Origin of the sequence: Pseudomonas palleroniana, from assembly GCF_022836895.1 — a bacterium.
Taxonomy (GTDB): Bacteria; Pseudomonadota; Gammaproteobacteria; order Pseudomonadales; family Pseudomonadaceae; genus Aquipseudomonas; species Aquipseudomonas palleroniana.
Genome location: NZ_CP092411.1, coordinates 1,856,721 through 1,868,989, shown reverse-complemented (window position 1 = coordinate 1,868,989; position 12,269 = coordinate 1,856,721). Strand labels below are relative to the sequence as shown.

The following is a 12,269-nucleotide window of genomic DNA, read 5'->3' as shown; positions in this document are numbered from 1 at the left end:
CTCCCGATGACGGTGGCTCAGTGAAAGATCTATCTGCTGACCCGCCGTCATCGGGAGCAAGCCCCCTCCCACATTTTGACCCGGGTCGCCCTGCCCCCCTCGGTTTACAAGACTCGCACCACGGGTAGAATGGCGCCACTCCCACATCCGAGCTTTCTTCATGGCGTTGCCGACCCTACGCATCATCGGTTTCATCATCGGCATCTTCCTGATCACCCTTGCGATCGCCATGGTCGTCCCGATGGCGACCCTGGTGATCTTCGAACGCACCAGCGACCTGCCCTCGTTCCTGTGGGCCAGCCTGATCACATTTCTCGCGGGCCTGGCCCTGGTCATCCCTGGCCGCCCCGAACACGTCCACCTGCGTCCTCGGGACATGTACCTGCTGACGGTCAGCAGCTGGCTGGTGGTGTGCATCTTCGCCGCGTTGCCGTTTCTGCTGACCCAGCACATCAGCTACACCGACTCGTTTTTTGAAAGCATGTCCGGCATCACCGCCACCGGTTCCACCGTGCTGAGCGGCCTGGACAGCATGTCCCCAGGCATATTGATGTGGCGCTCGCTGCTGCACTGGCTGGGCGGCATCGGCTTTATCGGCATGGCGGTGGCGATTCTGCCGCTGCTGCGCATTGGTGGCATGCGCCTGTTTCAGACCGAATCCTCTGACCGCTCGGAGAAGGTCATGCCACGCTCGCACATGGTGGCGCGGCTCATTGTGGCCACTTATGTCGGTATCACCATCCTCGGCAGCCTGGCGTTCTGGTGGGCGGGAATGGGCTTGTTCGACGCGATCAACCATGCGATGTCGGCGATTTCGACCGGTGGGTTCTCCACCTCCGACGAATCCCTGGCGCACTGGAAACAACCGGCGGTGCACTGGGTTGCCGTGGCGGTAATGATCCTCGGCAGCTTGCCGTTCACCCTGTACGTGGCCACCTTGCGTGGCAACCGGCGAGCGCTGATCAAGGACCAGCAGGTGCAGGGCTTGCTGGCGTTGCTGGTCGTGACATGGCTGGTGCTGGGTACCTGGTATTGGTGGACCACCGATTTGCATTGGCTGGATGCACTGCGCCATGTGGCGGTGAACGTCACCTCGGTGGTCACCACCACCGGCTTTGCGTTGGGGGACTACAGCATCTGGGGCAACTTCTCACTGATGTTGTTCTTCTACCTGGGTTTTATCGGCGGCTGCTCGGGCTCCACGGCCGGCGGGATCAAGATCTTCCGCTTCCAGGTCGCCTACATCCTGCTCAAGGCCAACTTGAACCAACTGATTCACCCGCGAGCGGTGATCAAGCAGAAGTACAACGGCCATCGCCTCGACGAAGAAATCGTGCGTTCGATTCTGACGTTCTCGTTTTTCTTCGCCATCACCATCTGTGCCATCGCCCTGGCCCTGTCGCTGCTGGGCCTGGACTGGATGACCGCATTGACCGGCGCGGCGAGCACGGTCTCGGGCGTCGGCCCGGGCCTGGGTGAAACCATCGGCCCGGCCGGCAACTTCGCCAGCTTGCCCGATGCGGCCAAGTGGATCCTGTCGTTCGGCATGCTGCTGGGACGGCTGGAGATTATTACGGTGTTTGTATTGTGTATCCCGGCGTTCTGGCGTCACTGACCTGCGATGTCTGCAGCAGCCGCGTACGGTATTCGCCGGGCGTGGCGTCGAACCAGCGCCGGAATGCGCGAAAGAAATTGCTCGGGTCGGCAAACCCCAGCAAGTAGGCAATTTCCAACAGGGTCATGCTGGGCTGCGCCAGGTATTGCTCGGCCAGTTCACGACGGGTGTCGTCGAGCAACGTCTGGAAACTGGTGCCCTCCTCCTGCAGACGGCGCTGCAAGGTGCGTTGCGAGAGGTGCAGGGTCTGGGCCACCGCTTCACGCTTGGGCTCGCCCTGGGGCAACAGGCGGCACAGCACCTGGCGGGCATTATGGGTCACGCGGCTCTCGGAAAAGCGCGCCAGGTACTCACCGGCAAACCGATCGTGCAGCAGCGCCATCGCCTCGTTGGCCGTGGGCAACGGTGCATCCATATCGGCACGCTCGAAAATCAGCGCGTCGTAGGGCGCATTGAACTCCAAGGGCGCATGAAATGCTTGCTTGTAGGGCGCCAGGTCCAGTGGCTGGTCGCCTTGCAACATGACTTTACGCGGTTGCAGGGTGCGGCCGCTCAGCCAGCCGCATAGCGCCAACGCACAGGCCAACGAGGCTTCGGCGCTCTGCCGGGTGGGCGGCAGATGATCACCGTGCACGGTCAGAATCAGTGCATAACCTTCGGACAACAGCCGAAAGCTCAGGTCGGCGCTTTCGGCGATGATGCGCTGGTAACGCACCAGGCGCATGAAGCCTTCAGCCAGCGTGTTGCTGGACATCAGCGCATAACCGGCCACATGAAACGACGCCGGGCGCACCACCTTGCCCATATTCAGGCCGATGGCCGGGTTGCCCGACAACTCCACGGCCCGCTGCCAGAGGCGGGTCATGGAGTCTTGCGTAAAGCGTGCATCAGGGTCACTGAGAGCGCTGTAATCCAGGCCCAACTGCTTGAATAACGCACGGCAATCCAGGCCGTCCATTTCCAATGCCTTGACTATACCCATCGCCCAGCTTGCAGAAGTGGTTCGTTCACTCATGGCGTCGTCTTCTAGAAAGCAGGCTTATCCGGCAACCAGCAAGCCAAGGATACTAAAGTGGCATCTATTGTCACTGGCTGTTACCACTGATCACTCTAGACTCAAATAAGCTACCCACCGAACATCTGCCGAGCGGCATCACCGTCAAAGGCCCGACCAGCATGGAAAACGTCAAGCAATTCAACAGCTTTGCCGAGTTTTACCCTTACTACCTGCGCGAGCACGGCAACAGCACCTGCCGTCGCCTGCATTTTATCGGCACCACCCTGGTGATCGGCATTCTGGCCTATGCCATCGGGCGCGGCTCGCTGGGCCTGCTGCTGGCCTTGCCCGTCGCCGGCTACAGCTTTGCGTGGATCGGCCACTTCTTCTTCGAAAAGAACCGCCCGGCAACCTTCCAACACCCGTTTTACAGCCTGTTGGGCGACTTCGTCATGTACCGCGACATGATTCTGGGCAAGGTGCCGTTCTGACCACGCGACCGTCTGGACGATGAAAGTTCATGCATCCAACGACATTAAAATCTTTTTGTCATTTTCAGTGCTGTATCCTGCCAAGGCTTTTTGAGAGCGCGCAATTACCTGCGATTGAAAACAGACCTTGCGAGGAGCGACCCACATGCACGAGATCCCTAATCTCCCCTTCCCAAGCCTGCACCCGACTGAGCAGCCAACACCGCAGCAGGCCGGCAACAAACAGCCTGAGACCCAACAAGCAAAACCAGCCGACAGCAAACGCCAAGGCTGAAGCCGTACCAGACCGTATGGAAAGCGCAACGTTGAAGCGCTTTCCACACGGCCTGCATCACCCGAGATACCCGCTATGACCGATACCCTCCCTGCTTCCCCCGACGCCGCCGTACTCGACGCTGCCTTGCAGATGGTCGAAGTCTGGAACCGCCTCAGCCCCGAAAAACAAGCCGTGCTGCTCAAGCGTTTCGGCACCCAGGAAAACGCCTTGGCGGCCTTGGTGACCACGCAGTTACTGGCGCCCGCTAAATCCTGATGGGGGCTTGATCCAGCCTTTTTGAGATTAGCCGCCCTGCCCGCGCCCAGCGACAGGTATCATTAGCAGCCTATCTTTACCTGCTGCGACAGTGGATCCCTCTCATGCCAGATACCCAGCGCCCCATGGCGGTCACGCTGCAAGTCGTTTCCATCGTGCTGTTCACCTTTATCGGTTACCTGAATATCGGCATCCCCCTGGCCGTGTTGCCGGGCTATGTGCATAGTCAGTTGGGCTATGGCGCGGTCATCGCTGGTTTGGTGATCAGCGTGCAATACCTGGCCACCCTGTTGAGCCGCCCGTACGCCGGCAAGATCATCGACAACCTGGGCAGCAAGCGCGCCGTGCTGATCGGCCTGGTCGGCTGCGGGCTGAGCGGCGTGTTCATGTTGCTGGCCGCCTGGTTCTCCAGCCTGCCGGCCGTGAGCCTGGGCAGCCTGCTGATCGGTCGACTGGTGCTGGGCAGCGCGGAAAGCCTGGTCGGGTCGGGCGCGATCGGCTGGGGCATCGGCCGGGTCGGCGCCGCGAATACGGCCAAGGTCATTTCATGGAATGGCATCGCCAGTTACGGCGCGCTGGCCGTCGGCGCGCCGCTGGGGGTGTTGCTGGTCAGCCAGTTCGGGCTGTGGAGCATGGGTGTCAGCATCGTGTTGCTGGCGGTGCTGGGCGTGCTGCTGGCCTGGAACAAGGAAGCCGCACCGATCGTGGCCGGTGTGCGCCTGCCGTTCATGAATGTGCTGGGCCGCGTGCTGCCCCACGGCTGCGCATTGGCGCTGGGCTCGATCGGCTTTGGCACCATCGCCACCTTTATCACCCTGTATTACACCACCCAGCACTGGGATAACGCGGTGTGGGCCTTGAGCCTGTTCGGCGCCAGCTTTATCGGCGCGCGCCTGCTGTTCGGTAACCTGATCAACCGTATCGGTGGTTTTCGCGTGGCGATTGCCTGCCTGTCGGTGGAGGTCCTCGGCCTGCTGTTGCTGTGGCTCGCACCGAATGCCCACCTGGCCCTGGCGGGAGCGGCGTTGAGCGGCTTCGGCTTTTCCCTGGTGTTTCCGGCGTTGGGTGTGGAGGCTGTCAACCTGGTGCCCGCGTCCAGCCGCGGTGCGGCGGTGGGGGCTTATTCGCTGTTTATCGACTTGTCGCTGGGCATCACCGGCCCGCTCGCCGGGGCGGTGGCATCAGGCTTCGGCTTTGCGTCGATCTTCCTGTTCGCCGCCCTCGCAGCCGCAGGTGGCTTGCTGCTGAGTGTGTACCTGTACCGCCAGGCGCCCAAGGCTCGCGAGACACGGGACGCCTAGAAGTCGACCTTGCCGCGCCCGGCCTTGATACTGCCGCGCTTGGTCTTGGATTCCAGCCTGCGCTTCTTGGAGCCCAGCGTAGGCTTGGTCGGACGGCGCTTCTTCTCGACCTTGGTGGCGCTGAGAATCAGCTCCACCAGACGCTCCAGCGCATCCGCGCGGTTCTGTTCCTGAGTCCGGTATTGCTGGGCCTTGAGCACCAGTACACCTTCGTTGGTGATGCGGCTGTCACGCAGCGCCAGCAAGCGCTCCTTGTAAAACTCCGGCAAGGACGAGGCCGGAATATCAAAGCGCAGGTGCACCGCGCTCGACACCTTGTTGACGTTCTGCCCGCCGGCGCCTTGGGCGCGAATGGCAGTCAGCTCGATCTCGGCGTCGGGCAGGTGGACGGTGTTGGAAACCTTCAGCATTGCATTCTCATGATTGCGAAAACTCTCGATCGCCATAAACCCTGTTTGATCATTTGGGTTCAGGCGTTCTTTGATTGTCTCAGTATTTCACTCCACAACGTGGTTTTTCAGGCAAAACGGGAAAGCCGCCCGAACAATTGGCCTGGCGCTTAAACTCTGTTTTGATGTCGACAGCGCCAGACACAGGCGGGCCGTTGGCATCCAAGGAAAACTGGGACGCAAGGAGCATCAATGTGACGCTCCGTGCGAATCAATCAGGGAGACGTATGATCAACATTCGTGAAGCAACTAAAGCCGACCTCGACGCGCTACGGGAAGTCGGCTGTGCGACCTACCGAGAGCATTTTTCAAGCATCTGGTCGCCTGCCGGCATGCAGGACTTTCTCAATCAAGACTTCTCACCGAGCGCACTCGGCCAATCACTCGAATCCGGCGCGAGTCATTTGTGGCTTATTGCCTCAGACGACAGCGGTAAGGTCGTAGGCTTTTCCAAAGTCAACTGGTCAACACCTGCGCCGTTGACTGGCGAGGTGGGCGCAGAACTGCAAAAAATCTACTTCCTCCAATCCGAAGCAGGACGAGGGTATGGGAAACAGCTGCTGAGCTTCATTTGCAACCGAGCGATAGAACGCGGCGCACGTTTGCTCTGGCTCGACGTACTCAAGACCAACTCGAATGCGCGCCGCTTCTATGAAGGTTCCGGTTTCCAGGAAATCGGTGAAATCCCTTTCAAAACCGATCTGGCTGAAATCGGCATGGTTGTCATGGGCCGTCGCCTGACAAGTCCCACGGGCTAGCACCTTGGCGGCACTGCCTTTGGAATTGCGCGAAAAATAACACCGATAACCGGCAGAAACCGGCCAGGAGTCGCCCTTAGTCGGAGGTAGACGATACCTGGGCGAGATACCCCAAGTACCCCTGCGCAAAATCCAGGTACGCCCGCACAATGGCAGACGGGTGCCGATGCGACGGGTAGAGCAAGTTGATGTGCTGCTCGGGTAGCGGATGCTCGGGAAGTAGCGCAAGTAACGTCCCTTCTCGAATGGCGCTCGCCGCCAGAAATGGCGGAAGCTCCGTTACCACATCACCGACCAACGCCCGCCTGCGCAGGTGCGCATAGTCGTTGGTGGACAGAATCGCTTCAGGTTTGAATACCACGGTGCCCAACTGCCATGTCGCATGGGCACCCTGGGTCCAGACCGCACATGGATAACCATGTAACGCTTCGACACCACTGGGCGCACCCAGCCGCTCAATCAATGTCGGGCTGGCGACGAGAATGTGACGATAGGTCAGCATGCGGCGAGCGACCATGGTCTCGTGCGCAATCATGCCTACGCGCAGCGCCACATCGACACCATCCTCGATCAGATCGATGCGACGCTCAGTGGTATAGACGCTGACCTGGATCTGCGGATAGCGATCCTGGAAAGCCGACAGTACGTCCCACCACGGCTCAAACGACGGCGGCAGAGACAGCCGCAAGCGCCCCTTCAATTGTGCCTGATCACTGATCACGGCCTGTTCGCTTTCAATCAACGCCTCAATGCCACGACTGGCGTGTTCGTACAAGCGCGTCCCCGAGTCCGTAAGTTTGGTGCCACGTACAGAACGTTCGAGCAATTGCACCTTCAACTGCTGCTCAAGCTCGCGAATGCGTCGGCTCAAGGTCGGTAGCGGAATGTCCAGACGCTCGGCTGCGGCCGAAAGGCTACCGGTCTGGGCCACGCTGACAAACATCCGGACGGCGTTTAAGTCCATGACATTGCTCCTCTCATTTTTGAAAGCAAGCCTATCCATTCCGAGGATTATCTTCCACATTCGAGTAGTGGATAGTGCACTCACTGGCTTGTAAAGCAACGTTTCAATCAACCAGCCAGGTACCTGAGGAAACGACCATGAAAGCTTATGTGATTGAACAACCGGGCGGCCCGCAAGTCCTCCAACTGCGAGATATCCCATCACCCGAGCCAACCTCGGACGAAGTACAAATCCGTGTCCGTGCATTTGGACTCAACCGCGCAGAAACGTATCTGCGCGCTGGAAAAATGGGCGAAATCAATGCACCTCGCGTACCCGGTATCGAAGCTGTGGGCGAAGTTATCCATGACCCCGCCGGTATCTTGCGTACTGGCCAGCGCGTAGCCACGGCCATGGGCGGCATGCAGTTCAGCCGCAATGGCAGCTATGCCGAGCAGGTGACGGTGCTGCGTAGCAACGTGATCTCACTGGATGACACCTCGCTCTCGTGGGAAGAGCTCGCCACGCTGCCGCAAGCGTATCTGACGGTCTGGGGGGCGCTTGACAAGAGTTTAGCCATTCAAAAAGGCCAGACTTTGCTGGTACGGGGCGGCACTTCATCGGTTGGCCTGGCTGCCATCACCTATGCCAAGTCCCGTGGGTTAACCGTGATTGCGACTACACGTACCGCGACGAACATCCAACGTCTTTATGATATGGGAACTGATGAGGTGGTCATCGACAACGGTGACATCGCCCAGCGAATTCGCGAAATCGCTCCTCTAGGGGTGGATGCCGCGCTCGAAGTTGTCGGCGCCACAACACTGCGCGACACGATCAAGACACTGCGACCGTTTGGTGCAGTGAGTGTCATCGGCCTGCTCGGCGGCCCGCCGATCATGGAGAATTTCCATCTGATGCAAGACCTCCCTGCCGGGGTGCGACTGAATTTCTTCCCGAGCGCCTTGCTGGGGACTCCCGCCCTGCCATTGTTGGCTACGCCGTTGCCGTGGCTCGCAAAGGAAATTGCTGCCAAGCGAATGCCTTCCATCCATACCCGAACCTTCGCCTTCGACGAGGTCCGCCACGCGCACCGCTTGATGGAAAGTGATCGTGCACTCGGCAAGCTTGTCGTCTTGCTCTGACATTCTGGAGTACTGCCATGCGTACCACATTGATTGCACTGGTTCTCAGCGCTTTTTTACTACCCATAACCGCCCAGGCCGCCCAATCCGCCCCCGAGGATGCGGTGAAAACTGCCATAACCCAGCAACTCAACCGCTATGAAGCCGCATTGAACTCCTCTGATATCGACCGAGTCATGACCTTGTATACAGACGATGCCGTGTTCATGCCGCAGTACAGCCTGCCGGCAGTAGGCCGTGACGCAGTGCGCGCGGCGTATCGTCAGGTCTTCAACACAATCAAGCTCGACATACGCTTTACCATCGATGAAATCCGACCGCTGTCACGTGATTGGGCGTTTGCGCGTACGCGCTCTAACGGTACGGTCAAGCGGCTGTCCAGCGACCAGCAAAGCAGTGCCGAAGGCAACCAGGAAATCTTCCTGCTACATCGAGAAACCGGTGGTCAATGGCGCTTTGCGCGCTACATCTTCACGACCACCCAGCCGCCCAAATTGCCGTGAGGTACACGAGCGCATCCTCGCTCAAGCCCTTAAACAACAAACCCGGCACATGGCCGGGTTTGCTTGATCACACCTTGCGCTTACTTCGCCACGGACACCGATACTGTCGCGTCCAGCGCCTGCTGCGCACTGCGTTTGTGCTTGATGGCGTAGCACGCCGCCATGAACGCCACCCATACCGGGATCGCATACACCGACACCTGGATGCCGGGAGTCATCAACATGATCACCAGGATAAACGCCACGAACGCCAGGCAGAGGTAGTTGCCGTACGGGTACCACAGCGCCTTGAACAATGGCACCTGGCCGGTGCGGTTCATGTGTTGGCGGAACTTGAAGTGGGAGTAACTGATCATCGCCCAGTTGATCACCAAGGTGGCCACCACCAGAGACATCAGCAGTTCCAGCGCATGTTGCGGGATCAGGTAGTTCATCAGTACCGCCACCAGGGTGATCGCCGCTGAAGCGAGGATCGAACGCACCGGCACGCCGCGCTTGTCGATCTTCGCCAAAGCCCGTGGCGCATCGCCCTGCTCGGCCATGCCCAGCAGCATGCGGCTGTTGCAGTAGGTGCCGCTGTTGTACACCGACAGCGCCGCGGTCAACACCACGAAGTTGAGGATGTGCGCGGCGGTATTGCTGCCCAGCATCGAGAACACTTGCACGAATGGGCTGCCGCTGTAGGCATCACCGGAGGCATTGAGGGTCGCCAGCAGGCTGTCCCAGGGCGTCAGCGACAACAGCACCACCAAGGCACCGATGTAGAAAATCAGGATGCGATAGATCACCTGGTTGATCGCCTTGGGGATCACCGTGCGTGGTTTGTCGGCTTCGGCGGCGGTAAAGCCGAGCATTTCCAGGCCGCCGAACGAGAACATGATGATCGCCATGGCCATCACCAGGCCGCTCACGCCGCTGGGGAAAAAGCCACCGTGATCCCACAGGTTGCTGACCGAGGCTTGCGGGCCGCCGTTGCCGCTGACCAGTAGGTAGCTGCCCAGGGCGATCATGCCGACAATGGCCACGACCTTGATGATGGCGAACCAGAACTCCGCTTCACCAAAGACTTTGACGTTCGCCAGGTTGATCAGGTTGATCAGCACGAAAAACACCGCCGCCGAGACCCAGGTCGGGATCTCCGGCCACCAGTAGTGCACATATTTGCCGACAGCGGTCAGCTCCGACATGCCCACCAGAATGTACAGAATCCAGCAGTTCCAGCCCGACAGGAAGCCGGCGAAACCGCCCCAGTACTTGTGGGCAAAGTGGCTGAAGGAGCCGGCAACCGGCTCTTCGACGATCATTTCGCCGAGCTGGCGCATGATCATGAAGGCGATGAAGCCACAGATGGCATAACCCAGGATCATCGACGGGCCGGCGGACTTGAGCACCCCGGCCGAGCCCAGGAACAGGCCGGTGCCGATGGCGCCCCCGAGGGCGATCAACTGGATATGCCGATTTTTCAGGCCGCGTTTCAGCTCGCCTGAAGAGGAATGGGGTCCACTCATGAAAAGGGTCTCACGCAAGGTTTGATGATGTTGAATGCACGTTGCTGTCTTGAATCTCGACTCAAGCAGCGCCGCTCAAACCCCAGCGTAGGCACCAGGAGTACAGCGTCTTTCTAACGGTCATGCGTCACCTGTTTGTTTTTATCTGTGACGAAATCGAACCCGACCGGCTCGTGGCCGGGCGGAGTGATCAGGGGTGATAACCCTGAGGTCTTGGCCTTTGGCGTGGGTACGCAAGGGAGTCACAGTAAAACGCGGCGCATTGTACACCGCTCGACAGCTTGAGGCCGACCTCTGCAAGCGACCGCGACAATCTGTCAGAGATTCCTTACGGCCAGCCCATGCCCCCCAATACCCGGCATAACCTGTAAATATGTCGTTACAACCCGTAAAACCAGCGTTACAGGCAGCTCAATCTGTCATCTAACGGAAAATTGTCGGTAGGAAAAACCTGATCAATCGGTTCAGCCAGCTTGCTGTTTTTTCAGAAAAAAAAACAACGCCGAAAAAACAGAACAAAAAATTCAAATGAGACCGTGTCAATAAATTTTTTGCATTCTGAAACGCTCTCGCCTAGGTTCTTGAACTTGCCCAGCGAAGCCCGCTGGCATGCCCGTTCTCAAACAACGTCCTCTAGGAGATACACCATGCAAGCACTGGAAAACGACCTGGAAACCGAACTGCAACTCGACGATTGGTTTGAAGCGCCGACCCATGAGGCCGCCGTTGAAATGATGCAAGCCGATGCCGTGGTGCCGTTCGGCACCGCGATGTGGCCTTTCTAAGAAACGGCAGGCATCCGGCAGGTGCTGTGCACGGCACCTGCCCCCCTTACCCAAGGCATCAAAGGACGTACGTCATGGACAAGGCCCGCGCCGTCGAACACTTTCTCTACTACCTCGCTCATCATCCGGCCCTGAACGGCCTGAACCGCCCGACCGTGCTGCTCGGCCATACCGACCGCTACGACGCCATCGCCCAGGCAATCATCCAAGGCAGCGCCGCGCGCTTCAACTTCCAAGTACAGCGCCTGGACCTGGCGCCCAGCGAAGCCCTGGCCCAAGCCATCGAGGCCTGTGACCTCTACCTGTTTCTCTACGACTCTTCGACTCTGCCTAACCCACGCGCCGAAGGCCCGGACTTTATCCGCGCCCTGCAAGGCGTGATGGCCGAGCACTGGAAGAAATCCCTGTTGTTCAAGGATTATGGCGACTACTTCTACGACACTTTCAGCGTCGAGCCCCAGCGCATCGCCGACCTCAACGCCACGCTGATCCGGCGCATGTCCGATGCCCGCGTGCTGAGCTTTACCGACAAACACGGCTCACGCCTGGAGGCGCCGCTGAGCAGCATCAAGAAGTGGACCAATATCAACGGCGTGGGCAACCACGACCTGGCCCCCGGCGAAATCGCCACCCACAGCGAGGCCATCAATGGCCAGGTGCGCTTTGTCGGCACCTTCCTCAGCACCATCCCCTTTGCGCGCAAATATGGCGTTCTGCAATCGCCGTTGGAGCTATGGATCGAAAACTCGACCGTTTGCAGCGTGGCCAGTGACGTGCCCGGGCTGGCGGATGACTTCAACAAATACCTGAACGCCAACCCGTCCAACCGTCGTGTGGAGGAGCTGGGAATTGGCACCAATGAAGGGGTCAAGGATTTGTATGCGCGCAACGCCGGCTTCGAAGAGCGCCATTGCGGCTTGCACCTGGGCTTGGGCGGCGGGCAGAAAGGCAGCCATCACCTGGATTTGATCTTCGCCAGCGGGGTGCTGGCGCTGGATGACAAGCCGGTGTTTGACGGCGCCTTCGCCTTCTGAACACCGACTTCAACCTCCACAGAGATCAATTGTGGGAGGGGGTTTGCTCCCGATGGCAGTGGGTCAGTTTATGGAGGTGTGGCTGGCACACCGCTATCGGGAGCAAGCCCCCTCCCACACTTTTTGACCTGATTCCAAGGCAAAAAACAGCCATCACTTGGATTGGACGGCGCCTTTGCCTTCTGAACACTGACTTCAACCTCCACAG

The 12,269-nt window shown here is 59.3% G+C and carries 13 protein-coding genes; 9 read left to right on the top strand and 4 right to left on the bottom strand.

All coding sequences use genetic code 11. The annotated features are described in order from the left end of the window. The first annotated feature begins 160 nt into the window (after positions 1 to 160). Positions 161 to 1,615 (top strand): TrkH family potassium uptake protein, encoded by a 1,455-nt coding sequence (locus tag MJP36_RS08480; protein WP_060754142.1) that lies wholly within the window; start codon positions 161 to 163, stop codon positions 1,613 to 1,615. Here MJP36_RS08480 and MJP36_RS08475 read toward each other — a convergent pair. Further along, complete coding sequence (locus MJP36_RS08475) at positions 1,572 to 2,630, bottom strand: AraC family transcriptional regulator (RefSeq protein WP_161549363.1); 1,059 nt, start codon at positions 2,628 to 2,630, stop codon at positions 1,572 to 1,574. The genes MJP36_RS08480 and MJP36_RS08475 overlap by 44 nt on opposite strands. Before the next feature lie 161 nt (positions 2,631 to 2,791). Between MJP36_RS08475 and MJP36_RS08470 the strand changes: the two genes are divergently transcribed. The 3 genes from MJP36_RS08470 (at position 2,792) to MJP36_RS08460 (ending at position 4,936) form a co-directional block, all read left to right on the top strand. After that, positions 2,792 to 3,103 (top strand): Mpo1-like protein, encoded by a 312-nt coding sequence (locus tag MJP36_RS08470; protein WP_060754144.1) that lies wholly within the window; start codon positions 2,792 to 2,794, stop codon positions 3,101 to 3,103. 349 nt (positions 3,104 to 3,452) lie between these two features. Further along, positions 3,453 to 3,635, top strand: coding sequence for a hypothetical protein (locus MJP36_RS08465; protein WP_090368921.1), 183 nt, complete (start codon positions 3,453 to 3,455; stop codon positions 3,633 to 3,635). Between the two features lie 104 nt (positions 3,636 to 3,739). Then, on the top strand, positions 3,740 to 4,936 hold the full coding sequence (locus tag MJP36_RS08460; protein WP_060754146.1) for an MFS transporter: 1,197 nt from the start codon (positions 3,740 to 3,742) through the stop codon (positions 4,934 to 4,936). Here MJP36_RS08460 and arfB read toward each other — a convergent pair. Beyond that, positions 4,933 to 5,346 carry an alternative ribosome rescue aminoacyl-tRNA hydrolase ArfB gene (gene arfB / locus MJP36_RS08455; protein ID WP_244385178.1) on the bottom strand — a complete coding sequence of 138 codons (414 nt, stop codon included), beginning with the start codon at positions 5,344 to 5,346 and terminating at the stop codon, positions 4,933 to 4,935. The genes MJP36_RS08460 and arfB overlap by 4 nt on opposite strands. Before the next feature lie 266 nt (positions 5,347 to 5,612). Between arfB and MJP36_RS08450 the strand changes: the two genes are divergently transcribed. Next, a complete protein-coding gene (locus MJP36_RS08450) occupies positions 5,613 to 6,143 on the top strand; it encodes a GNAT family N-acetyltransferase (protein WP_161549365.1) in 531 nt (176 codons plus the stop codon). Between the two features lie 76 nt (positions 6,144 to 6,219). Here the strand turns inward: MJP36_RS08450 and MJP36_RS08445 are convergent, their stop codons facing one another. Then, complete coding sequence (locus MJP36_RS08445) at positions 6,220 to 7,107, bottom strand: LysR family transcriptional regulator (RefSeq protein WP_244385177.1); 888 nt, start codon at positions 7,105 to 7,107, stop codon at positions 6,220 to 6,222. A gap of 137 nt (positions 7,108 to 7,244) precedes the next feature. Here MJP36_RS08445 and MJP36_RS08440 point away from each other — a divergent pair, with 137 nt between their 5' ends. Both MJP36_RS08440 and MJP36_RS08435 read left to right on the top strand, forming a co-directional pair. Continuing rightward, a complete protein-coding gene (locus MJP36_RS08440; RefSeq protein WP_244385176.1) occupies positions 7,245 to 8,231 on the top strand; it encodes a zinc-binding dehydrogenase in 987 nt (328 codons plus the stop codon). A 17-nt stretch (positions 8,232 to 8,248) separates the two neighbouring features. After that, entirely contained in the window at positions 8,249 to 8,734 is a 486-nt protein-coding gene (locus MJP36_RS08435) for a YybH family protein (protein ID WP_104994671.1), read from the top strand. A gap of 80 nt (positions 8,735 to 8,814) precedes the next feature. On the opposite strand, the gene MJP36_RS08430 is transcribed toward MJP36_RS08435, so the two are convergent. Beyond that, complete coding sequence (locus MJP36_RS08430) at positions 8,815 to 10,242, bottom strand: amino acid permease (protein ID WP_060754149.1); 1,428 nt, start codon at positions 10,240 to 10,242, stop codon at positions 8,815 to 8,817. 647 nt (positions 10,243 to 10,889) lie between these two features. Here MJP36_RS08430 and MJP36_RS08425 point away from each other — a divergent pair. After that, complete coding sequence (locus MJP36_RS08425) at positions 10,890 to 11,027, top strand: hypothetical protein (protein ID WP_003175756.1); 138 nt, start codon at positions 10,890 to 10,892, stop codon at positions 11,025 to 11,027. A 74-nt stretch (positions 11,028 to 11,101) separates the two neighbouring features. Further along, positions 11,102 to 12,061: a CgnE/CgnB domain-containing protein gene (locus tag MJP36_RS08420; protein WP_060754150.1), complete on the top strand. Its 960-nt coding sequence runs from the start codon at positions 11,102 to 11,104 to the stop codon at positions 12,059 to 12,061. Positions 12,062 to 12,269 lie beyond the last annotated feature (208 nt).